Below are 23,572 nucleotides of genomic sequence, written 5' to 3'. Positions count from 1 at the left end.
GCTTGTTGCTCTGCGCATCCGGCCAGATGCTGTCAACATCCGCATCCTCCTTCGCATTCTTCATCAGACTGTCCCACTGTCTCAGCACGGCCCAGTTTCTCTGCACGAACAGCGTGAAGGTCTTGGAGATTTGCGCATAGCTTTCGAGCAGATGATTCGAGCTTTCCTGATAGATCTGTATTCCGATGTAGTTGCTGTAAACGCCAATGCCCGCCGCGAACACTATGGTGAGAAGTGCGGTCAGCAGAGCAATTCTTGATCGCTTTTTCATGTTCTGCCCCTCCTTCGGTAAAATGTATTCATTCCTTTTCCCATGCCATAATTATACTATTTCCCGACCCAAAAAGAAAGCGAAGATTGCGGCGCAGCGGCATTTATTTTCCTCTGCATATCCGAAAAACCCGAAGTACCGTCAGCCGTTTTCGGCCGGTACTCCGGGTTTTGTATATCCGCATGGCGCGGTCAGTGCATAATGCCCTTCAGCGCGTCGATCAGCTCCTCAACCACGATCGGCTTGGACAAAAAGCCGTTCATGCCGCAGTCGAACGCCTGCTTTCGCTCCTCCTCGAACACGTTGGCCGTCATGGCAACGATCGGGACTGCGGCGCGCGCCGGGTCCTTCAGCGCACGAATGCGCTGGGTGGCGGTATAGCCGTCCATGACCGGCATCTGCACATCCATCAGCACCAGATCATAGCGACCCGGGTCCGAGGTGCGAACCTTCTCCACCGCGACCGCGCCGTTCTCGGCGGTATCGACCAGAAAACCATACTCGTGCAGGATTGTCATCGCAATCTCACGGTTCAGCTCGTTATCCTCAACCAGCAGGATATGCCGTCCGCGGAAGTCGGCGTTTTTCCCGGGCAGGATGTCCTGCTCATCTGCCGTCTGCATGTGTCCGATGGCTGTCAGCAGGGTGTCGCGCAGGTCGGACAGGAACATCGGCTTGGAGCAGAAGGCCGTCACGCCTGCCGCCTTCGCCTCCGCTTCGATATCCGACCAGTCGTAGGCGGTCAGGATGATGATGGGGGTGTCATCGTTCAGGCTGCGGATCTGGCGCGTGACCTCGATGCCGTTCATGTCCGGCAGCCGCCAGTCGATGATATAGGCGCGGCAGGGGTCGCCCAACTCGATGGACTGCCGTGCACGCAGCACGGCCTCCCGGCCGGAGAGCGTCCACTCCGCACGCATTCCCACACGGGTCAGCAGCTTTGCCACGCTGTCGCAGGTGTTGAAATCGTCGTCCACCACCAGCGCCTTGAGGCCGGCAAGCTCCGCAATCTTTTCCTCGCGGCGGCTGCCGGTCTGCACGCGCAGCGGCAGGCAGATGATAAACTCGGTGCCTCGGTTCTTCTCGGTCTGCACCTTGATCGTGCCGCCCATCATCTCAACGATATTCCGGGTGATGGCCATGCCGAGGCCGGTTCCCTGTATCCGGCTGACCGTGGAGGTGCGCTCGCGTTCAAACGGCTCGAAGATCTTCTGCGCGAACTCCGGACTCATGCCGATGCCGTTGTCGCGGACGCGGAACTCGTACTGTGCACAGTCGCGCACGGTTCCGGCAAGCTGCCGGATACGCACGGAGACCGTGCCGCCCGCCGGCGTGAACTTGATAGCGTTGGACAGCAGGTTGAGCAAAATCTGCCCCAGACGTGTCCGGTCACAGTAAACGTCCTCGTCGGCAACGTCAAGCGCATCCATATAAAGCTCGAGCTGCTTGGCGTATATCTGTCCGCTGACGATGGTCTTGATATCGTGCAGCATCTCGGCGAGGTTGACCTCAGTTTCCTCCAGATGAAGCTTGCCGCTCTCGATGCGGCTCATGTCCAGAATATCGTTGATGAGCGCGAGCAGGTGGCGGCTCGAGGAGAGGGTTTTGGTCAAATAGTCCTTCACCCGTTCCTGATTATCGATATTGCTGACCGCAAGGGTGGTAAAGCCGATGATCGCATTCATCGGTGTACGAATATCGTGCGACATATTGGACAGGAAGGTGCTCTTGGCGCGGCTGGCGGCTTCGGCGGCCGCAACCGCCTCGGAAAGCGCCTGATTGATCTTCCGGTCAGCCGTGCGGTCGGACATCACGAGGATATACTTGGTCCGGCCTGCGACCTCGCTGCCCATGGCAACGATGTGGAACCAGCGGCGCTCACCAGTCTGCTGATGGTCATAATCGGCATCCCATTCGCTCTGCTCGCCGCACTGAATCCCCGCGAGGAAGTTCTTATCGTGGTCGGGAGAGTCCTTCGGGTGCAGCGCCCGCAGTGCACGGATGTCCTGCTGCACCTGCTTGAGCGGCACGCCCAGCAGCCGCTCGATGTTCGGGCTGACATAGTCCGTGCGGGAGGTTTCGGCATCCAGCATGAAGAAAACATCGTCCACGTTGCGTGAGAGCCGGGTGAACAGCTCATCCTTGTACAGGATCTCAGTATCTCTCCGACGCAGCGCATCGCGGCTTCTGTGCACGATGAGCGCGATGAGCAGCACCATAAGCAGGCACGCAATAGCGGTCACGATCTCGACCGTCCGGTGCCACAGCGTATCCATGCTGGCGTTAACAACGCTGACCGGGACAAGGCTGAGCATGATCCAGTCCTGGATGCCTGTGTTCTCGTAGACCAGATAGTACCGGGTTCCATGCAGCGTCAGCATCTTGCTCCCGTCCCTGCCCTGCGCGAAATCGTCACTCAGCGCGTCGAACGCTTTATCGGACAGATTGGAGCTGCTGCGCAGCTCCGCGAGGAAATTATAGACCGATTCCTCGCTGCCGTTCTCACCGTCAGCCTCGCTGTCGAGCACAACGCGCCCGTCCGGGTAGACAACATAGTTGTGGCTCGTGCCCTCGAAGGCGGAGTTGTCAATCGCATTCAGCACCGTATCATTATAGTAGGCGATGGCGATCGCATCATAGGCGAAGCCGCGGTAGGTGCCGCTCATCTCCGGGCAGGCAAACACGAGCATCTGCGGCTTTCCGGGCAGCACCGCATTCACAACGACGTCCTCTCCGGCGAAAAGCTGCGTGTCCAGATCGGTCTGCGAGCCAAGGCTGCTCTTTTCGCCGTCCTGCGTCATGCAGCTGCCGTCCGAGGCGAGGAAGTAGAGGGCGGCGCAGCCGGTCTCCTTCTGCATCTCGTTCAGACTGGAACGGATCTGTTCTTCGCTCGAGGCGTTTTCCAGCAAACCGCCCCACAGATGCAGAATCATCCGGTTTCGGCTGACCAGATGGTTCAGCATATTGTCGGATTTACGCAGGATCTCCGACAGATGCGAGGTGCTCTCCCGATAGACCGTCTGCGACATAAACAAGAAATACCGATAGCAGATGCCGCCGAGCAGCACCGCCAGAGCCAACAGTGCGGCGGCAGGGCGGCGCCATTTTTTCAGGAAGCGGTATTTTATTTTGCTTCCGCGTGTTTTATCTGCCATTTCCGTTTACCTCAATGTAATATAGTTTTCCGGCTCCGCCAGTACGGCATTCCCCTCGGAGACATACGCGCTCCAGGTGTCCCGAACTCTCGTGTCGCCGCCCTCGAAGGCACGGCTCTCGTCCGCAAACAGCGGCGCCATGCTGCCCGCCGTCGCCAGACAGGTTACGGTTACGGTCTCGTCCTCGCGGAGCGGTTTGCCGTCCCGCGTGATCCCGGTCAGCGTAAAGCCGCCGTTTTCCTCCTTGACCTCGATGGCGATGCCGCTGACCACCGGCAGAGAGCCGCGGTTAAACGGCGTAAAGCCGCCCTCGCAGCCCTCGACAAAGGCGCGGACGGTCTCGGTCAGCTCCGCACCGTTCATCGTGCGCTGATACGCGCGCAGATCGTTCGGCATGATCATAGAGGCAGCCATATTCTCGGTGTAGTCTGCCGCCAGCACGCTGCCGGTAAAGCTGTTCGCCGCAGCAATGAGCACATCGGTGTCATACACGCCGCGCAGCGTGTTCGCCATCACGGAGAAGGAGGCATTGCCGCTGTCCGCATGGAAAACGTTTGAATAGCCCTTGTCCAAGGTCAGCACAGCCGTATCCGCGGCAGGCTCATCCGCAAGCAGCTGCGCGTTGAACGCCTGATACGCCTGCTCTGCCGTGTATTCTCCTGCGATCATGCGCGAGACCACATCCTTGGAGACCGAGAAGAAATCGTTGGAGGCGATGCGGATGTACATATGGTTCTGCTCGACCACCGGGCGCACGTCCTCAAGATAATCGGTCAGACGAAGTCTGACGTTCTGACTGTAGCTCAGAATGTCCTGTCCGTCATAGACGATGCGGTTCTGTGCTTCCTCGGAGAGCATGACACGGAGCACCTGCATCGCCTTGTCGCGGCGGTTGCTGTCCTGCTCGAGATTGCGGCTCAGCGCAACCTGAAAATACGGGGTGGTCATCAGCCACTGCTGCCCGTCCTGACCGAAGAACGGCAGGAAGGTCGTATCAATGCCCTCATCCTGCAGGATTTTAACGTTAGCAGAGCTGCCTAAGAACATGGCAAGCTCGCCGCTGCGCATCCGGTCCATGATGTCATCGTAGATCAGTGTCAGGTCAGCGGCGTTCAGGCCGGTATCGCGGATGAACTGCTCGAGGTTCTTGAATGCGGTCGGCCAGACAGCGTCATCCAGACCGACTTTCTCGGTGCTGGCCGGGTCGCTGTAGGCGGTGCGCCATTTGCGGCCTTCCGCCGAGGAAAGCTCGGAGACAGAAAGTCCCTGAAGCGTTTCCATGCAGGTGTAATCGTAGAAATAGTCCGCATCAAAGCCGCGGATGCCGTGCTTTTCAAACGCTTGACAAGCGGAAACAAAGCTGTCGTAATCGGTGGGCAGCGGAATACCGTATTTCTCGAACAGACTGCGGTTGACCACAAAGCCGTGCGCGTCCGCGCAGACCGGCAGCCAGTTTACGCTGCCGTCCTCGTTTTTGAAGCTGTTGAGGTAGGTGTTGTAGACCGCGCCCGCCTCGTTGGTCGTGGCGAGGTTCATCAGACTGTCCTTCAGCGGCGCAGCGTCATGCAGCGAGAAGCGGCAGCAGGTAATGATGTCCGGCAGGCCGCCGTTCTCGTTCAGAAATTTGTAAAAATCCAGATCGTTATTGCCGACAATGAACTCAATATTCACATCCGGCAGCTGCGACTGGATATAGGGGGCATATTTTTCGTACAGCGTGGTGTTCCACAGATAGACCTGAATGGTTTCCGCGTCCTCCTGCGCTTCGCTCTTTTGTGTGCCGCAGCCGGTCAGCAGACATGCCGCTGTTACCAGTACCGCGAGCAGGAAGGACAGACCCCGCTTCCTCTTGTTTGTTTTCATCAACCAATTCTCCTTACCCGTGACAGCCGCCTCTCCCCGACAGACTGCCCTTCTTTTTCCTCATTTCTCGCCGCAAAACGGCATTATATAAGAATAGCATAGCACTTCACGGGCGGTATTTCAAGGAATTTCGCCTTTTTCTGCCAAAACAGGCGAAAACACAGACTATATGCCGTATCCGGAGCGCTTTTGCGGCGAATATTCCTGTAAAACAAGTTGAAATAGGATACCGGCGTGAAACGCTGTGCAGCTGCAAGGCTGCGAAAAGAACACACCGCCGCGCCTCCGATGGGCAAAAAAAGACCCGCCGATTTCTCGACGGGTCGATTGCCCAAATTCAATCTGTACATTTCCAAGGCTTCCTTTGCTGCAAGCCTGTGGTAATTTGGTGTAAGCTATCTGCAGAATCTCGCGTATACACGGTTATTCTGCCTTGTGCACCCGCAATCAGTCCAGCGGCTTCATCGTCGGGAATAAAATTTTGCTCTCTCCATCCCGCCTCATACCGCTCCGTAGTGCGCAAAATCCGCATAATTGCTGGGTTTTTGAAACTATTTATCATCCGTCTTGTGTCCTATTGGGCCGTCCGCTTCACTCGAAAAGTTGTATAAAAATTGTAGTTGTTTGTAGGCGTATTTTTTTGTGAAAAAGTGTGTCAACTCCAAAATGTCAAAAATTGGATAAATCTTCCACAAAAAGGACTGGCACATTGTAGAGCCATGAAGAACATCCCTGATACTGTTTCTTTATCGCTTTTAGCCTATATTATAAGGTATCTATGCTAAAACTGCGGAAACCAGCAATGCACAAACTGCTTATTTGCAGCTCATACAAATATGAGTATAACCCCATCAGTTATTCAAGTCAACATTTTTCAATGAACTACTTGTCTGCATAAAAAACTAGGAGGTTCACTATGCCAGAATACCAACTTCAAATTAAACAAGTGGTAGATTACCCACGATGCCGGATTTATCGTGAGTTCATCCACAAACTGATCAACGACCGGAGCATCCGCATAAACGGAGGCTCCGGCCTTTTTCATTTTACTGTACTTTGCAGCTATGCAAACTTCCGCACCTCATACCGCCGTATTGACGGGATCAGTTATACAGTCTCGCCCGGCGAATGGGTGTGCACCGTCAAGGAACTGTCTTGCTGGTTCCGCACCCGCTTTCATCGGCAGGCGCTGTCCATGCTGGATACCCTTCAGAAGCAGCACTTGATTTCCTATACACTGCTGGGTCGTGGCAATGTAGTCAAATATAAAATTCTCCACTGGGCTCGCCACAATTCCGCATTGGAGTACAATGCCCCATGTCAAAAGGATACCGGTTTTTTCTTCCTGCCAGTCTCGGTTGCCCTGGAGCTGGTCAGCTCTGCCCGCTGCTCTGAAATGGACATCGTCCTGGATCTGTGGGTATCCGCTGTCTACAACGATACGCAGGTGCAGGGGTCAGATGTCGGTCCGGTAGCCTACTTTCGCAATGGTACCGGAAACCCGCTGGTCAGTTACACTGAACTCTCCTGCCGCTGGGGGCTGTCACGCGCTACTGTATGCCGGATACTGAAAAAGCTGGATGGCCTTGGATATATTTCTATCATGTCGTTTCCCGGCCGGCATGGAAGCGTGATCTACCTGCAGAACTACCTGTCCACCATGTTTGAGATTTCTGATGTTTTAATCGACAAGGAGGAAGTTGCCATGACCTTAAACATTCATCTGGAGCTTCCGGAAACTGCTGAAACCGAAAAGAGCCATTCCGCCTCTGAGCATGAGGTCATTGTTTCGGATGCACTTTCCAGCGTTTCAAAATCGCACATTGAAACGATACTCCGCAAGATGGCTGACATCCTATCTACGCAAGGGATTTCCTGCTTTTCTTGCCCGCTCTCCCGCTATAAGTTATATCCCTTATCGGACGACTGCTGGGAAGAGTTGATTCCGCGTGCGCGAGGGAAATCCACAGCCCACTTTGGTCTGACCATCCTCTGCGGCACAAACACTTCAATCGCCACTTTTGAACTTACACTCACTCCCTCTGAGGAGCACGAAAATAGGAGGAACCTGAAATGAGAAAATTTGTTGAACCTGATGTTGCTGATAATCCCCTGTACCACGATACCTGGAAACTGCTGAAAAAATACCGGGATGTTGTGTGGAGCCTGGAGCTTTCTGTCCAGCATGTCCGTACCAAGTTTGAGATTGAGTATGGCACCTCCATCGAAGATTTTCTGGATTCAGTCTATCTGGCCGGCGCCGATCTGGCCGGAAGTGACATTGAGCATCATGCCAAGTGCATTGAACGCAGCCACAAAATGCTCAAGCTGCTGGATTCCGCAGTCGAATTGCTGCGTACCAAGCACAAAAACGGTGAGGCATATTACTGGCTGCTGTACTACTCCTTCCTCTCGCCGCAGCAGCTCAAAAATGTTGAGGAAATCATCGAAACCCTGCGACCGCATATTCGTGACATCAGTTTCAGAACCTACTACCGCAAACGCCGGGAAGCCATTGAAGCCCTCAGTTCCGTCCTTTGGGGCTATACCTCCAAGGACAGTTTAGACATGCTGGAACAGTTCTTCCCAGAGACAAAATCACTTTCCGGACAGTCGGGCAAATAATTGGCACATTTCGGGAACAAAATTGGCATGGTTCTGCTCTTTCAGTGTAAATACCGATGTGTTAAACTGAATATGCTCAAACTTGCACCCAAAACCGAACAGGACAGTAACGGCACCTTTCATCAGGGTGCTTTTTTGCTGCCCAGATGGCCGCCCGACCATTTGAAAGCCCACATTTGTTTTGACAGGTGTGGTTTTTTCTGTTCCCTATTGAGCATCAAAAAATCATTCAGAATTGGAGGATCGCAAATTGAAGAAAACGAAAACCCCTCAAACTCCGCAGCTCCAGGAGCTGGATACCCAGTCCAAGCACAGGATTTCGCTGCCCAAAGTGGCTTACAGTGCCTTCCTGTGTGTGATGATGTCCATGATGTTCTGTCAGCCGGCTTATGCTGCAACAGATGTATGGACCAAGGCCAAAGAGATCATGCAAGATGTATACACCCAAATCCTCGCCATCTCCACTATCGCCGCCATCGTCACTGCTTCGGTAGCCTTACTGCTCATGAACTTCTCCCGTTCCGGACGGACGGTGGATGAAAGCCGCGCTTGGCTCAAACGAATCTGTATCACCTGGGCTATCCTCAACGGCTTGGGCTTTATTATGGCGTATGTGACGCCACTCTTTAGTGGTGGACAATGGACAGGCTGATTGACCGTCTGACTGCTCGCCGGAAAGGAGGCTTGCATTTATGGGCATTTTAGACGGCATAGTGGAATGGATCGCAGAACAGGTAATGGCCGGTCTTGATCTGGTGACCACATCGGTTTTGGGTGCGCTGGGCTGTGATATGGCTGTATTTCTGCGTTATTTTCCCGCAGCAGAGACTATGTACTCTGTTTTCGTAGCTCTGGCAATCGGGATCATCCTGCTTAACTGGGTCTGGCAGTTATTCAAAAACTTCGGTCTTGGCGCAGGTGTGGAAGCAGAAGACCCGGTAAAGCTGAGTATCCGTTCCGTTATTTTTATCCTGCTGACGCTCTTTTCAGATGAAATCGTCAATATTGTTCTTACCATCGGCGGCACCCCCTATCACTGGATCATGGACTCTGACCTTCCTGCATTAAGCTTTGCAGACTTCAATTCCGTAATGCTGGTCATCATCGGTGTGTGTGCCAATGGGGCTGTGGCGCTGATTACCTTGATTTTGGTTCTCATCCTGGCCTGGAATTACCTAAAACTTCTGTTCGAGGCAGCTGAACGGTATGTGCTGCTCGGTGTACTGGTCTACACGGCTCCTGTGGCTTTTTCTATGGGCGCCAGTCAGACCACAGCAAACATCTGGAAATCCTGGTGCCGGATGCTTGGCGGTCAAATTTTCCTATTGGTCATGAACGCCTGGTGCCTGCGCCTGTTCACAAGCATGGTGGGGTCCTTCCTTGCGAACCCGCTTTCGTTGTAAGGAGGTCTTATCCTTGAAGAAACTCAAAAAAATTTTGTTTGCGGCCTTTACAGTCGCAATTCTCTCCTGCCTGCTCTGCCAGCCGGCTTTTGCCGCTATCTCCGAAAGCGATGTGCAGGCTCAGGTAGACGCTGTGGGAAAAGAAGCCGTTTCCGGCAATGTGTTTATCTGGTTTCTCTGTGCTATCGGCTTTCTCAAAGTCGGCCAGAAAATCGATTCCTTCCTCTCCAGTCTTGGTGTCAATGTAGGACATACCGGCGGCAGCATGCTGGCTGAGGCTATGATTGCTGCCAGAGGCATCGGCGGCATCAAGAACTTTTCCAGTCACCACTTTGGCGGCGGGAGAAACAGCAGTTCCACCAATGTCAACTCAAACGGTGGTAAAGGCAGCGACGGCTTTGGAGCAGGGTTTGCCAGCGGCGGTCTTTCTGGAGTGGTGAGCCGAAAAGTCACAAACAGTGCCATCAAAACAGCCACCACAACTCCCGGCTCCAAGCCTTCCGGTCTTGGCAGTCTTTTAGGCGATGCTGCAGCCGGAGGAATCGGCGGCCATATGTACGCTTCTTCCGTTAGTAAGGGCGGCAATTTTGCCAACAATGTAATCGGCAGCGTAGCCACGGGCAGTATCAGCCAGATGGGGGCCATTTCCGGTGAAAAAGCCGCCGAAGCCCTGCACTCTTACATGGGATATGCGGCACTGGAATCCGGAGCTGAAAATGTTCCGACCTTCCAAAATGTCGAAATTGGCGGCGGCCGCATCACCGGCACAGAAGTGACTGCGGAACATCCCGAAGGCATCTCCTTTGGTATGTACCACGCAGACCAATATGTTGCCCCGGAAGGCCAGTACACCACCGTTCATGCCGTGGATGGCACAGCATGGTATAAGCAGTACGCTGTGGATGCTGTTGACAAATCGCCCTATATGGCTCCTGACGGTTCTATCGCCTTCAACGAGTCCATTGTCAAAAAGCTGCCTCCAGCCCCGAGGAGAAAGGACAAGATATAAATGCCAGAAGATCAAAAAAGCAGTTTTTCCGAAGCTGTGGAGACCGGTGCCTCCGCAGCGCATACCATCCGCGGCGCAATCAAAACCGGAAAAGCTATTTCCTCCGCTGCCAAAGGCGCTGCCGCAGGCGGTCCTTACGGTGCAGTTGCAGGCGCAGTGTGGGCAGGCCGGAAGCATATCGGAAAAATCATTGTGGCAGTCATTGCCCTGCTTATGCTGCCGGTATTATTTGTTCTCATGCTCCCCGGTCTTATTTTCGGCGGACTGACCAATGCCTTTTCGCCATCTGACCCCGAAATTCCGATTTTGAATAGCAAAACAGCGATTATTGAGAACGCCAACGAGATCACCTTTACCCTCAACGGCATCTTGGGCGAGGCACTGGATGATGTACTTGCCCGGATCGAAGCTGACTTTGCGGCATCGGGAGCCGACCATATGGAGGTCAAAAACGCCTATTCCAGCGGTCCCATTTATAACGCCAACCTATTTATCTCTCAGTATTGTGCGGCCAAAGACAAGGATTTTGAAAGCATTTCTCTGAATGACCTTGCCGCCACCCTGCGGGAAAACAAACAGCATCTATATTCCTACACCAGCAAGCAAGAGATTCGTGAGAGCACCGTGACTGATCCGGAGACTGGGGAAGAAACAACGGTGTCCGAAACATGGATGGTCTATACTGTCCGTTACAACGGTGAGTCCTATTTTTCTGATGTTGTATTCCAGCTTACCGATGACCAAAAGGAGCTTGCATCTGATTACGCTTCCAACCTAAGCCTGTTCTTGGGCGATGGTCTGCTGCAAAATCTGGAAGCGTGGACCGGAAACAGCATCACCGCTCTGGGCGATGTTACTTTCACCGACGGGATCACACCTGTTGTTTACTACAATCAGCTGGATGAACGCTATGCCGGTAAAGCATATGGTACGGACAATATTGGCGGTTATGGCTGCGGCCCTACCGCTATGGCAATCGTGGTGTCCTCTCTGACGGACGATATGGTTGACCCTGTGGAGATGGCCGAGTGGTCTTACAACAACGGCTACTGGTGTAAAAGCAGTGGTTCTTACCATGCGCTGATACCTGCCGCCGCTGGGGAATGGGGGCTTCCGGTTTCCGGCTGTACCACTGCGGAACCACAGCGCATCACAGACGCACTGGCTAATGGTAAACTGGTAGTAGCAATCATGTCTGAAGGCCACTTTACCTCTTCCGGTCACTTCATTGTCCTGCGTGGCGTAAAAGACGGCAAGATCATGGTGGCTGACCCTGCCAGTTACACACGGAGCGAACAGCTCTGGGATCTGTCCATTATCTTAAATGAGGCCAGCCGGCGCGCTGGAGCTGGCGGTCCGTTCTGGATTATCGGCTGATGTGCCCGCCCGGCTTCGGAAACGAGGTTAATCATGAATCATAAAATCGACCGAGATACCTACATAATACCACCGAATTTCATCGAGTCAGGCACCTTCTTCGGTGGTATGTTCAAAGCCCGCAATGTGATTGAAGCCGGTATCCTGGCATTTGCCATTGGTGTGCCGGTTTTTTCATTGCTCCCTCTTGGCCTGACTGCCCGTATCATCGCTTTGTGCCTGACCGCACTGCCAGCAGCATTGGTGGCGCTTATCGGAGTTTCCGGTGAGAGCCTTTCCTCTTTTCTGCTGATTTTCATAAAGTACCTGCGAAACCGCCGCATTGTAGGCGGTAACAGCGCAGAAGATGCGGTTCCTGCGGCAGAGCATGGCGGCAAGCATATCAAAAAGAAGGTACACAAGCCCGATAAGGCTCCCCGGCGGTCACGGCGCTCCGGCAGAGAGGATTTCCCAGCGGAGTTTGATGAAGTTCGTGGCTACGAGATCCGCCAAAAACTCCGTCCTGTGAAAAAGCAGAAGCCTGCCAAAGAGAAGAAAGCCGCCAAGCAAAAAAAGAAGGTCTCCAAAGAGCGCAAAGTAAAACGCCCTATCCGCACTCAGGAGCCGAAGCCCGCCTGCCTTAACCCGGTAGCAGATTATCTGCCGATTTCCAAAATTGAAAACGGCATCATCTACACGAAGGACCACCGCTATGTCAAGGTCGTCGAGGTAGTACCCATCAATTTTATGCTGCGCAGCGCCCAGGAACAGCGGAACATCATCTATTCCTTTGTGTCCTACTTGAAAATCAGCCCCATCAAGCTGCAAATCAAGGTACTGACACGTCGGGCAGAGATCAACCGCCATCTGGATACCGTTCGGAAGGAGATGGAACAGGAGACCAATGAACAATGTCTGCTCATGCAGGAAGACTACCTCCAGTTCGTTCAGCAGATCGGTTCCCGTGAGGCAATTACCCGACGTTTCTTCCTGATTTTTGAATATGAGCCGTGGAGCAACACCAAGCGCTCTGATGAAGAAGGCGAGGCAATCAATGCCCTGCAAAGTGCAGTCCATACTGCTACCAACTACCTCCGTCAGTGCGGTAACGAGGTCATCGTTCCGGAAAACTGGGATGAGTTTACGGTAGATGTCCTCTATAACCTGCTCTGCAGAAATGAAAGTGCTGTAAAGCCGCTCTCCGTCCGGGCACAGGAGGTTGTGGCTGAGTACCTTGCCAAAGGGCGCGACAGTGAGATCGACCATATCCCTGCCACCGAATTCTGTGCGCCAAAAAGCATTGACTTCACGCATGGTCACCATATCTGCATTGACGGTCTGTATTATGCTTATTTGCTGGTGCCCTCTGATGGCTACAAAACGCAGGTTCCAGCCGGCTGGCTCAGTCTTATCGTCAATGCCGGTGATGGGATCGATATGGATATGTTCCTCTCCCGTCAGCCCAAAGAAACCATCATCCAGAAAGTCGGACAGCAGCTGCGTATCAACCGTTCCAAAATCAAGGACGCCAGCGACACCAACACCGACTTTGATGACATTGATGGCGCTATCCGAAGCGGGTACTTTCTCAAAGAGGGTCTTGCCAACAACGAGGACTTCTACTACTTGAATCTGCTGATTACCATTACTGCCTCCAACGAGGAAGACTTAGAATGGAAGGTCAGCGAGATGAAAAAGCTCCTGCTCTCACAGGACATGAACGCCTGCACCTGCCATTTTCGGGAGGAACAGGCGTTTTTATCTGCCCTGCCATTGGTGGCAATGGAAAAGAAACTGTATGAGCGGGGTAAGCGCAACCTGCTAACAGGCGGTGCCGCAAGCTGTTATCCCTTTACATCCTATGAGATGTGTGATGATAACGGTATCCTGCTGGGTGTCAACAAGTACAACAGTTCCCTTATTATCGTGGACATCTTCAATTCTGCGGTCTATAAGAACGCCAATATGTCGATCCTTGGCACGAGCGGAGCCGGCAAAACCTTTACCATGCAGTTGATGGCGCTGCGAATGAGGCGGAAAAATATCCCCATTTTCATTGTTGCACCCCTAAAAGGCCATGAATTCCATCGCGCCTGCTCCAATGTGGGCGGCTCCTTTATCCAGATTTCACCGGCCAGTCCCCACTGCATCAATGTCATGGAGATTCGGCGGGTAGACCGCTCGGTGAATGAACTTCTGGACGGTCCAGGCATCCAGTTATCTGAACTTGCAGCAAAGATCCAGCAGCTCCACATATTTTTCAGTCTGCTGATCCCCGATATGTCTCACGAGGAACGACAGCTTTTGGACGAAGCCCTTGTTCGTACCTATAACACAAAAGGCATCACTCATGATAATGCCTCTTTGGAAGACCCTGCAAAGCCCGGCCAGTACCGTGAGATGCCGGTGCTTGGTGACCTGTACGAAATTTTGAAAACCTCCAAGGAAACGATGCGCATGGCCCACATCCTAAACCGTCTGGTAAACGGAAGCGCCAGCACCTTCAATAAGCAGACCAATGTTCGGCTCGACAACAAGTACACTGTTTTGGATATTTCCTCCCTCACCGGAGACCTGCTCACCGTAGGTATGTTTGTGGCGCTGGACTTTGTTTGGGACAGAGCCAAAGCCGACCGTACAGAAGAAAAAGCCATCTTCATTGATGAGTGTTGGCAGCTTCTATCCGGTGCCGGTGCTGCTGGTGTAAGATTGGCCGGCGATTTTCTTTTGGAAATTGCCAAAACCATACGCGGTTACGGCGGCGCCTCGATTTTTGCAAGCCAGGATCTTGCCGATTTCTTTGACCTTGACGGCGGCAGATTTGGTAAGGGCATCATCAACAACTCCAAGACCAAGATCATTCTGAATCTGGAGGACGACGAAGCCCAGCGGGTACAGGAAGCCCTGCACCTGTCCGATGCTGAAACAATGGAGATCACTCACTTTGAAAGAGGTCACGGTCTGATTTCTACCAATAACAACAATATTATGGTGGAGTTCAAAGCCAGCCCTCTGGAAAAGGATCTGATCACTACCGACCGCCGCGAGCTGCGTGAAATCGTAGAGCGAAAACGCCGTGAACAATCCACATCTGCCGAACAGCAGATATAACAATTTGAAAAGCGAGGTGATTCCCATGTGCAACTTTCCTGCCAGACACCGCTATGCGTCTGCTTTGCGCCTGTATTACGCCTAAAAGCCAGTTTTGCCAGCCAGATCATCTTTTGGTTTACACTGACTGGCTTTCCTTCCTATTTAATGCGTCTTGAATACGCCTATATTACGCCATTGGAGGTGATACCCATGAAGACCAGGGCTGAAATCTATGGAAATGAAGCTGCGACTCTGCTGCGGATCGTCACGATGTATCCCGGTCTCAATATGCAGCAGCTTCTTTGCTTTCACCCTGGCAAAGAAGAAATCATCAAGACCCTGCTCTCCCATCTGCAAAAGCAGGGCCGTATTTTTCAAACTGATACAGGCGGTTACTTTCCGTCTGGTTGGGCAGCAAAATCAGACAACTCCCTGATACGGGCTGCCTGGGTACTCTTGGATTTTATCGGACAGGTGGAATACCATGCTCCCGGTGATTTTCCGGTCAAGCTTATCTTCTTTGCAAACGGTGAACTATACGAAATCGTCTACGCAGCTTCCGGCCAGGAGGCCCTGATCAACCATGCGCTTCGGGATGACCGCAGCGGTGGACGCCGCATCATTTTGGTCGATAATCCGGAAGACATTCGCCGCATTGACTGCCCTGGCATTTCCGGTTTCTGCACCGTGGATGCAGCGGGCCAGGTGCATTACTTTAAGAAAACAGGAGGAACTTGATTGGAACGAAAAATCATCTCACACCGGATTGGAAGCATTCTTGATGATATATCCCGTTTGAGCAATGCTCTTTACGCGATGGATACCACGGATATTCAGCGCTATCCGGACAACTATGAAGTCTTATCCACTGACGCCGCCCTGCGGGCAGAGAAAATTGCCTGCAGGCTGCGGCATTTGATATATTCCAGCACCACCATCCGCAAAGGCGATTACCTAACATCCGCCGGTATTGTACACGGAATTGAGGTTGTCTATGAGGACGGTGTACTGGAGGTCACCCTGCCTGGTCTGCTCCCAAAACGCAAGCAGAGACAAAACACTGAGTTTCTGCTCGACCCGTTCTACTTCTCATTGGAGCAATACGCCAAAGAGCATCCCATGCCCCGCTTCAGCGATTGTGTGGTGTGCTTTACGCAGGTTTATGACCAGTGCCTTCCCACCCGGCGTATCCGTGACTACGACAATCTGGAAGAAAAGCAGCTTCTGGATGTCCTCTCCACCTTCGTCATGGCTGACGATACCGGCCTGCTCTGCGATGCCTACAACACCGCTGCGCTGGGCGAAAAGGACTGTACCAGAATCAGTGTCATGGAAAAAAAGCGGTTTCCCGCCTGGCTTGCTGAGCATGAAAACACCCTAAAATCCATCTCGGATTTTTGAGCATTTTCAGCCATTGCTTGTCCGACCTGCCGCAACATCGTATTTCGCCCCGGATTTCGGGGCTTTTTTCTGTCGTTACACCACGGATTTTTACCGAAGTTCCTTGCAGTCTCGGTAAAAGCCACACACCACAAGGAGGTGATCACTTGGGAAATTCCCACAGCCAGACACGATGGCGTACAGGCTTCTCTCTCTGACTGCCATCTCCGGCGAGTTCCCCACAGACCAGCTTAACAGACTTCCCGGCAGTCCATATTATCTGGAGTCTGTTGTCACTGCACTGAAAAAAGACGGGCTGCTGCGTACCTATTACCGGGATAAACTGCGCGGCTACCGTCTGGGGCCGCGAGCCAAAGCCACTCTGCTGAAAAGCCGGCCGGATAGATTTGCCAGCTACCTGACAGGAGATACCGACACCAACCGTTTGAAATGCGAAATTGACCGAAGACTCCGGCTACACCGCCTGGCCGAAACCTATGTGACCATGGATAATGCGGGTGTATGTGTGTATCGGGATGAAAAACCGGCAATTTTTGCACCGGAGGGCTACGCTGGCGGCAGGATTGTCTATCCTGCTTTTTTCAGTTCCAGAGAAGTGAAAGAAATGGGGATCGACACCACGAAGATCCGCAGTTCCCGCTCCACCGGAATACTCCTTGCGCCCTCCGGCATCTTCGTGACCTACAACAGCAGCAGCGCCCTGATGAAGTGGCGCTACAAATCGGAAATGCGGGTCAAGGCATTGATCTGGAGCGTAATCTGCCAACAGCGCCTGTCCCTACAGTTTCGCCATGAGGATGTTCATGGACTGATTCTGGGCAACAGCATGGATCTGGCTTACCAGATTTTGACCAGCACCGGAGGACGCAAACATGATTTCTTCATGCTGGATGGCAGCTATGAACATTTTCTTTATCTTACCAACGACCATCAGGGGGAGGTGATACTTGCACTGCTGTGCGACCCTGGGAAAACTGCGGAGCTGGACCGTATTCTGCTCCAAGGTCTTACTGCGAGGCAGCCCGGACTGGCTATTGAGCATGACGGCATTTCACCGGATGGCTCACCAGTCCTGTTTGGCTATTTCTGCGATCTGCCCCGTATCGCACGCTTTAACACCTCTCTCGAACTATCTGAGCGCCTGGGCACACTGATCTGCTTTGACTTCCAGGCAGAGGTACTTCGCAGCTACTGTGGTTCCCAAGTGCGCTTCCAAACCATCGACTTCACAAAATTCGAGGGGAGGTTGTTCCCATAAACAAGAAAAAACTGATTGTGAGCCTGATTGCAGCGCCCTTTGCCATTCTTGCGATCCTATACGCAGGCGGCTTTCTGGCGCAGCTTTTGGGTAACTATGCAACCTGGAAACAGGGCGGCGGTATTCCCGGCGATGGTACTTCACCGCTGGCCGCTTCGCCCGACTTCCTTCTCTGCCTTTCCTCTGTGCTCCGACCGCCTTATGGTGTGTATGGCATCTTGATCTGCATTGGCTTGTTAGCAGTGCTGCTCATCATGGTCATGCGCATGGGATATGGTGATGCCGGCGAGTATGATGAAGACCGTAATTTCTCCTACTCCGCCAAAGGCACTTATGGCACCTCCGGCTGGATGTCCCGCAAAGAGATGTCCGGCGTACTGGATCTGGTGCCCGATCTGCGCAAACACAAGGGTGTTGTACTGGGTATGCTGGATGGCAAAGCAGTCTGCATACCGGAAGATACCAGAATCAACAGTAATCTGGCAGTCTACGGCGCCAGTGGTTCCATGAAAACCCGTTCGTTTTGTATGAACCGTATCCTTCAGGCCACTGTCCGAGGCGAAAATGGCGCCGGAGAATCGCTGATCATCTGCGATCCCAAATCGGAATTGTACGAGAAGTCAAGCGAATTTCTCCGCAGCCGGGGCTATTGTGTCAAGGTATTCAACCTCGTTTCGCCTGAAAACTCAGATTCCTGGTGTTGCCTTGCCGAAGTTGAGGGACAGGAACTAATGGCCCAGCTTTTTGTAGATGTCATCATCAAGAACACCACGAACAACGGCAAGAGCGACCATTTCTGGGATGCCTGCGAGATGAATCTGCTCAAGGCCTTGGTACTGTATGTAGATCAAGGCTATGCGGAAGAAAACCGCAACATTGGCGAAGTCTACCAGCTGCTGACCCTCAATGGGGAATCCCAACTTGACACATTGTTCGAAGCGCTTCCTTCCACGCACCCCGCCAAAGCACCCTACAGCCTGTTCAAGCAGGCCAGCGACACAGTGCGGAGCGGCGTGATTATCGGTCTTGGCAGCCGCCTGCAGGTATTCCAGTCTGAGCTGATCAAAAAAATTACCGCTAAGAATGAGATCGATCTGGAGCTTCCGGGGCAGCAGCCCTGTGCCTACTTCCTCGTTACCAGCGACCAGGACAGCACCTTTGATTTTCTGGCCTCGCTGTTTCTATCTTTCTGCTTCATCAAACTGGTGCGATATGCAGACCACAACTGCGAGGGCGGTAAACTGCCTGTGCCTGTCCATATCCTTGGGGAAGAACTGACAGCGTGCGGCACGATCCCCGACCTCTCCCGCCGGCTCAGCGTAATACGCTCCCGGAATATCTCCATGTCCTGTGTGTTCCAAAATCTCGCAGGATTGCAGAACAGATACCCGCAGAATTTGTGGCAGGAGATCATTGGAAACTGTGACGCGCAGTTGTTTTTAGGCTGTACAGACCAGCTTACTGCCGAATTTATTTCTGCCAGGACAGGACTTGCCTCCGTAGCAGTATCCAGTAAGTCCAAACAGCTGGGCACCTGGCGTATCTCCAACTATACGCCGGAGTTTCGTGAAACCTCCGGTGTTGGAAAACGCCCTGTACTTACGCCTGATGAAGTTCTGCGGCTCCCTCTGGATCAGGCTCTCATCATCATCCGCGGCAAGAAGGTTCTGCAGGTAGACAAAATGGATTACTCCAAACACCCGGAAGCCAAGTACCTGCGTTCCTGCAAAGCATCTGCCCATGTACCGGAATGGCGCCGCTTGGAAGAGGAAGCCGCCAAAACACCGCAGCCCGCTCCGAAACCGGCTCCGGCAGCAAAGAAACCGGCAAAGCGCAAAGCCACAAAGCCGGCATCCCCCATGGATAAATCACCCAAAGAGGCTCCGGCTCCCAAATCTGCCGGTACACCGGAAGGCATTATCACCACAGACAAGGATTCCATCCTGTCTTGAACAAAACTATCAAATTCATAGGAGGTTTTAATCTATGGCAACCAAGAAAAAAGAACTTCTGGAACAGGACGCTCCTGTTACCGAAACCGTTATGTCAGAAGACGAAACTCTGCTGGCCGATACCGCTCAACCTGAATCCCTTCCTGCTGCCGCTGGCGATGGTCTGGATTTGAACGAACTGCTAGGGCAGATGGATCAGCCCCAAGAGGACACCTCTGCCGAAGATATGGCTGAAGATCCCCTTCCTGAACTCACCGAGGAGGAAATGTTCGGGGATACGCCTGCTGAAACAGACGATCAAAGCGCTGCTCCCACTGATATGCCGGAAGACTCTGATGTGCAGCCGCCTGATGTTTACGAAGATAACGCCGATGCTGTGCAGGAACCCCTTGCACCTCCCAAGCCCAAACGTACCAGCCGAAAGAAGAAAGAAGCTGCTGCTCCTGAAGAAATTGTCACAGAGGAAGTCCCTGCCGAGGCTGCCGATCCGGTAGCTACAGCCGATACTATCCCTGATGCGGAGGAAGCCGCTGTGGAGCCTGATGCTTCTGCCTTGGAGGAAGCTGCCGCTCCTGCACCCACTTCTCCTCCCCGGCGTCAACCCCGCCCCCAGCGCGGCGAGGCCTCCGTTCTTACCATCCGCAGCCGGGATGATGTCGAGACTGCCGAAGACCGTGATGATGTAATCTGGCATGAAATCCATAATGCCTACCGCACCCGCAAGATCATCACCGGCAAGCTGGGCGGCATTGAACAGCTGGACAACCGCAAGACGGTGGCAGTTGTGGATTACAAGGGGTTCCGTGTCATTATCCCTATCAAGGAAATGATGATCAATCTGGGCCGCAGCCCTTCCGGTCAGGAATACGCCGACCTTATGCTGCGCCAAAATAAGATTCTTGGCAACATGCTCGGCGCTGACATTGACTTCATCGTGCGTGGTATCGACTCCAAAACCCGCAGCGTAGTTGCCAGCCGCAAGGAGGCCATGCTACGCAAACGCCAGATTTTCTATCTGGATACGGATGCTGCCGGTATGTACCGTGTCTATGAGGGCCGCATCGTCCAGGCGCGTGTGATTGCTGTGGCCGAAAAGGTTGTGCGCGTGGAAGTCTTCGGCGTTGAAACCTCCATCCTTGCCCGTGACCTTGCCTGGGACTGGATCGGTGACGCCCATGAGCGTTTTTCCGTAGGCGATGAGGTGCTGGTCCGGATTCTCAGCGTGCGGCGCAACAGTCTGGAGGACCTGGGCATCAAGGCTGACATCAAGAGTATTTCCGAGAACACCGACAGGGACAACCTGCAGAAGTGCCGTATCCAGGGCAAGTATGCCGGCCGTGTCACAGATGTCCACAAGGGCGTTGTCTATGTACGCCTCTCCAACGGCGTCAATGCGGTAGCCCACTCCTGCTATGACTACCGGATGCCCGGCAAAAAGGACGATGTATCTTTTGCCGTCACCCGTCTGGATATGGAGCGGGGTGTGGCTGTAGGTATTATCACCCGGATCATCCGTCAGAACCTGTAAGCAAAGTGCCTGGGAAGCAGCGGCGAACTGTTTCCCAGGCTTGCTTTTTATCATTACCGAAACTCCCACCGCATATCCTCTCCACACGACTATCCTCTTAAACCCTCTATATAGATTTTTATTTTTCGTTTGCGTTGATTTTTCACAAAAATGCGGATATAATATATTATAACAAGGATTTAGGAGGTTGTTTTATGCTGATTCAATTTAGTGTAGAGAACTTTCTCTCTATCAAAGATAATGTCGTGTTATCCCTGCTTGCCAGTAAGGATAACGAACATCCAGAGCACCTGATTGTGGACGGAAGCAAAAAGCATTTGAAGTCTGCCGTGATTTACGGCGCCAATGCTTCCGGAAAGTCCAATGTATTGAATGCGTTTTGGTTCATGGTAAATTATGTGCTGACTTCGCATAACCAGCAGCTCCACAAAACCATTGAGCGTTCGCCGTTCAAGTTTGACCGGGAAACACCCTCTCGCCCCAGCAGCTTTGAGGTCATCTTCACCACAAATGGCATCCGATATGCGTATGGCTTTTCTGTAACAGACAAGGTTGTTATTGAAGAATATCTGTATTACTATCCCAATGGCAGGCAGGCACTCATTTTTGAGCGAAAAGACACAAAAGATTTTCGCTTTACCGTTGATGTCGATGAACAAAACACTCTCAAGGATCGCACTTCGGCCAACAAGCTCTATCTGTCTGTCGCATCAAACTGGAGCTATTCCAAAGTGATTCCGGTTCTGGAATGGTTTGCTTCCTGCCAGATCATCACGAAAAATTCTGTTGCAGACGCCTACGGCCTTGAAGCAGAACAACTCAAAGATGATGACTACCGGCATGTGATCGCCTCTATGCTGCGTGTTGCAGATTTTGGCATACAGTCCCTTCAGATGCGTGATGCAGAACCCGCTCCTTCTCAGCGCAATGATATCTTTACCAATATTGAGGCCATTCACACGGTACAGGATACAGAGGGAAATACTTCTTCCTACGCGCTGAACATGGCAGAGGAATCTGATGGCACCAACAGTTATTTCAAACTGATCGGTGTTGTAAAAAAGGTGCTGGATGAAGGAACCCTTCTTGTCGCTGACGAGATGGACGCTCATCTGCATCCTCTTCTGACAAAGCATCTGGTCTCGCTTTTTAACAGCGTGGAGTTCAATCCAAATGGAGCCCAGTTGATTTTCACATCACACAACACCAATCTTCTTGACCTGGATGTACTGAGGAGAGATCAGATTTGGTTTACCGAAAAAGACGAGCAAACAGCGGCTACCGATCTGTTCTCCCTTTACGATTTTTCCATCCGCAAGGATGCCAAGGTGGAGAAAGGCTATCTGATTGGCCGTTATGGTGCGATCCCCTTTATCAAGGGAGGGCTGTAAAATGGCACATGGAAAAATTGAAAAGCGTGGACAGCGACGCAGAAAAATAAAGCCTGTCATTCTGATTGTAACGGAGGGTTCTCAAACTGAGCCTAAGTATTTTGAACACTACCGCAACCGTCAGACAAACATTGATATTCGTGTGGTCGGCAGCCGCACCAGCGGAGGTGAAACTGATTACCTCAGCCTGATCAGGAAAGCCGTGGAATATCAGAACAAAAATCAGATTTCCGTATCAGAGGGAGACTCTGTATGGGTAGTTGCAGATGGAGATGTGAACTACAACAACCCTGACCCCATCACTGCAAAGGACAGTCTGCTCTCCAAGGCAAGGAAAATGGCAGATGCGAAGGGGATTCAGATTGCACTCTCCAATCCTTGCTTTGAATTTTGGTATCTGTTGCATTTCCAGTACACCACCAAATTTTTCAAAGACTATCCCGCAGTGAAAAACGCATTGACCACTTATCTCCCTGATTATGAGAAAGCTGGCGATGTATATAACCAGTTAGCAGAGCATACAGCCATTGCGATTCAGAACGCCAAACGTGTAGAGCAATACCATCTTCAAAATGACAGCAGCAAACCGTTTGGAATTGCTGTCAATCCATTTACCGACATCTATCAGCTGGTGGAATCACTGCTGTAATGTTTCAAAGAAACATGGTTGGCACAAAATTGTCTCTACATTGGCACAGTCCTGCCCTTTCGCCGTAAATCCATATCTGTTATACTTGGTACAGTCAAAACTTTGCATAGCAGCCGCTCCGGTTTGGAGCGGCTGTTTTCAATTTCAGTAAAGGTGGTGGTTTCTATTCTCTTTCAAAAAGCCCGGAAGATGCTGAACAACGAGCGGGGCGAGGCCAACTATTTCAGTACGGTGGTCTTTATCTTCATCGCTGTCCTGCTGCTGGCCTTCATTATTGACCTGTTCAGCATCATTTCCACCAAGCAGGAACTTGACCATGCCGCCGATCAGATGGTCAAACAAATCCAGCTTTCCGGCGGCGTCAACGGCGAGACTGATGAACTGTTTGAATTTTTGAGTTCTCAGATCGAAGGAGCCGAAAATATCTCCTACTCCATTGACGCTACTTACACATCATCCAGGCCATCCGGTATGACAAATGCCATCCAGTTGGGCACCCCCTTCTTCATTACTATCGAGGGAGATGCCAAACTGGGCGGATTCTGGAATTTTGACCTGGTAAACATCACAGTGGTTGCCCGTGGTAGCGGCGTCAGTGAGCACTACTGGAAGTGAGGT

18 protein-coding genes are annotated in these 23,572 nt (G+C 52.4%); 15 read left to right on the top strand and 3 right to left on the bottom strand.

Annotation, left to right across the window (positions count from 1 at the left end):
* Positions 1–462: 462 nt before the first annotated feature.
* The 3 genes from PGS25_RS03035 to PGS25_RS03025 all read right to left on the bottom strand — a co-directional run bounded on the left by PGS25_RS03035 (position 463) and on the right by PGS25_RS03025 (position 5,639).
* Positions 463–3,426: a hybrid sensor histidine kinase/response regulator gene (locus PGS25_RS03035; protein ID WP_270417679.1), complete on the bottom strand. Its 2,964-nt coding sequence runs from the start codon at positions 3,424–3,426 to the stop codon at positions 463–465.
* A gap of 6 nt (positions 3,427–3,432) precedes the next feature.
* Complete coding sequence (locus PGS25_RS03030) at positions 3,433–5,289, bottom strand: ABC transporter substrate-binding protein (RefSeq protein WP_270417678.1); 1,857 nt, start codon at positions 5,287–5,289, stop codon at positions 3,433–3,435.
* A gap of 83 nt (positions 5,290–5,372) precedes the next feature.
* Positions 5,373–5,639: a hypothetical protein gene (locus tag PGS25_RS03025; protein WP_270417677.1), complete on the bottom strand. Its 267-nt coding sequence runs from the start codon at positions 5,637–5,639 to the stop codon at positions 5,373–5,375.
* Between the two features lie 566 nt (positions 5,640–6,205).
* On the opposite strand from PGS25_RS03025, the gene PGS25_RS03020 reads away from it, so the two are divergent.
* The 15 genes from PGS25_RS03020 (at position 6,206) to PGS25_RS02950 (ending at position 23,569) form a co-directional block, all read left to right on the top strand.
* Positions 6,206–7,366 (top strand): MarR family transcriptional regulator, encoded by a 1,161-nt coding sequence (locus tag PGS25_RS03020; protein ID WP_270417676.1) that lies wholly within the window; start codon positions 6,206–6,208, stop codon positions 7,364–7,366.
* On the top strand, positions 7,363–7,914 hold the full coding sequence (locus tag PGS25_RS03015; protein ID WP_270417675.1) for a hypothetical protein: 552 nt from the start codon (positions 7,363–7,365) through the stop codon (positions 7,912–7,914). Before PGS25_RS03020 ends, PGS25_RS03015 begins: the two co-directional genes overlap by 4 nt.
* A 250-nt stretch (positions 7,915–8,164) precedes the next feature.
* Complete coding sequence (locus tag PGS25_RS03010) at positions 8,165–8,566, top strand: fimbrial protein (RefSeq protein ID WP_270417674.1); 402 nt, start codon at positions 8,165–8,167, stop codon at positions 8,564–8,566.
* 40 nt (positions 8,567–8,606) lie between these two features.
* Positions 8,607–9,317: a hypothetical protein gene (locus tag PGS25_RS03005; protein ID WP_227589404.1), complete on the top strand. Its 711-nt coding sequence runs from the start codon at positions 8,607–8,609 to the stop codon at positions 9,315–9,317.
* Between the two features lie 13 nt (positions 9,318–9,330).
* On the top strand, positions 9,331–10,326 hold the full coding sequence (locus PGS25_RS03000; protein ID WP_270417673.1) for a hypothetical protein: 996 nt from the start codon (positions 9,331–9,333) through the stop codon (positions 10,324–10,326).
* Positions 10,327–11,703, top strand: a complete 1,377-nt coding sequence (locus PGS25_RS02995; protein ID WP_186872921.1) for a C39 family peptidase — start codon at positions 10,327–10,329, stop codon at positions 11,701–11,703.
* 33 nt (positions 11,704–11,736) lie between these two features.
* Positions 11,737–14,793: a VirB4 family type IV secretion system protein gene (locus PGS25_RS02990; RefSeq protein WP_270417672.1), complete on the top strand. Its 3,057-nt coding sequence runs from the start codon at positions 11,737–11,739 to the stop codon at positions 14,791–14,793.
* A 192-nt stretch (positions 14,794–14,985) separates the two neighbouring features.
* Positions 14,986–15,513 (top strand): DUF5697 family protein, encoded by a 528-nt coding sequence (locus PGS25_RS02985; protein ID WP_270417671.1) that lies wholly within the window; start codon positions 14,986–14,988, stop codon positions 15,511–15,513.
* On the top strand, positions 15,514–16,176 hold the full coding sequence (locus tag PGS25_RS02980) for a DUF6100 family protein (protein ID WP_006873396.1): 663 nt from the start codon (positions 15,514–15,516) through the stop codon (positions 16,174–16,176).
* 172 nt (positions 16,177–16,348) lie between these two features.
* The gene (locus tag PGS25_RS02975; RefSeq protein ID WP_270417670.1) at positions 16,349–17,434 is read left to right on the top strand and encodes a hypothetical protein; all 1,086 of its coding nucleotides are present in this window, start codon (positions 16,349–16,351) and stop codon (positions 17,432–17,434) included.
* A 17-nt stretch (positions 17,435–17,451) separates the two neighbouring features.
* Positions 17,452–19,386, top strand: a complete 1,935-nt coding sequence (locus tag PGS25_RS02970; RefSeq protein WP_270417669.1) for a VirD4-like conjugal transfer protein, CD1115 family — start codon at positions 17,452–17,454, stop codon at positions 19,384–19,386.
* 34 nt (positions 19,387–19,420) lie between these two features.
* Entirely contained in the window at positions 19,421–20,914 is a 1,494-nt protein-coding gene (locus PGS25_RS02965; protein WP_270417668.1) for a S1 RNA-binding domain-containing protein, read from the top strand.
* Between the two features lie 194 nt (positions 20,915–21,108).
* Positions 21,109–22,305, top strand: coding sequence for an AAA family ATPase (locus tag PGS25_RS02960; RefSeq protein ID WP_270417667.1), 1,197 nt, complete (start codon positions 21,109–21,111; stop codon positions 22,303–22,305).
* Between the two features lies 1 nt (position 22,306).
* The gene (locus PGS25_RS02955) at positions 22,307–22,954 is read left to right on the top strand and encodes an RloB family protein (RefSeq protein ID WP_050624200.1); all 648 of its coding nucleotides are present in this window, start codon (positions 22,307–22,309) and stop codon (positions 22,952–22,954) included.
* A 123-nt stretch (positions 22,955–23,077) separates the two neighbouring features.
* Positions 23,078–23,569 (top strand): DUF4320 family protein, encoded by a 492-nt coding sequence (locus tag PGS25_RS02950; RefSeq protein WP_349192191.1) that lies wholly within the window; start codon positions 23,078–23,080, stop codon positions 23,567–23,569.
* The last annotated feature ends 3 nt before the right edge of the window (positions 23,570–23,572 follow it).

This window comes from Butyricicoccus sp. AM78-15b2TA, from assembly GCF_027665985.1.
In the GTDB taxonomy this organism is placed as follows: Bacteria; Bacillota; Clostridia; order Oscillospirales; family Butyricicoccaceae; genus Agathobaculum; species Agathobaculum butyriciproducens.
Note: the sequence above shows the minus strand (reverse complement) of the source record. Positions and strands in the feature narration are given on the sequence as shown.

Bases quoted from the DNA above. Each gene is read 5' to 3' on its own strand.
- PGS25_RS03030 (WP_270417678.1), bottom strand. From the start codon at position 5,289: ATGAAAACAAACAAGAGGAAGCGGGGTCTGTCCTTCCTGCTCGCGGTA.
- PGS25_RS02975 (WP_270417670.1), top strand. From the start codon at position 16,349: ATGGCGTACAGGCTTCTCTCTCTGACTGCCATCTCCGGCGAGTTCCCC.
- PGS25_RS02995 (WP_186872921.1), top strand. From the start codon at position 10,327: ATGCCAGAAGATCAAAAAAGCAGTTTTTCCGAAGCTGTGGAGACCGGT.
- PGS25_RS03020 (WP_270417676.1), top strand. From the start codon at position 6,206: ATGCCAGAATACCAACTTCAAATTAAACAAGTGGTAGATTACCCACGA.
- PGS25_RS03015 (WP_270417675.1), top strand. From the start codon at position 7,363: ATGAGAAAATTTGTTGAACCTGATGTTGCTGATAATCCCCTGTACCAC.
- PGS25_RS03025 (WP_270417677.1), bottom strand. From the start codon at position 5,639: ATGTACAGATTGAATTTGGGCAATCGACCCGTCGAGAAATCGGCGGGT.
- PGS25_RS02990 (WP_270417672.1), top strand. From the start codon at position 11,737: ATGAATCATAAAATCGACCGAGATACCTACATAATACCACCGAATTTC.
- PGS25_RS02985 (WP_270417671.1), top strand. From the start codon at position 14,986: ATGAAGACCAGGGCTGAAATCTATGGAAATGAAGCTGCGACTCTGCTG.
- PGS25_RS02960 (WP_270417667.1), top strand. From the start codon at position 21,109: ATGCTGATTCAATTTAGTGTAGAGAACTTTCTCTCTATCAAAGATAAT.
- PGS25_RS02955 (WP_050624200.1), top strand. From the start codon at position 22,307: ATGGCACATGGAAAAATTGAAAAGCGTGGACAGCGACGCAGAAAAATA.
- PGS25_RS03005 (WP_227589404.1), top strand. From the start codon at position 8,607: ATGGGCATTTTAGACGGCATAGTGGAATGGATCGCAGAACAGGTAATG.
- PGS25_RS02965 (WP_270417668.1), top strand. From the start codon at position 19,421: ATGGCAACCAAGAAAAAAGAACTTCTGGAACAGGACGCTCCTGTTACC.
- PGS25_RS03035 (WP_270417679.1), bottom strand. From the start codon at position 3,426: ATGGCAGATAAAACACGCGGAAGCAAAATAAAATACCGCTTCCTGAAA.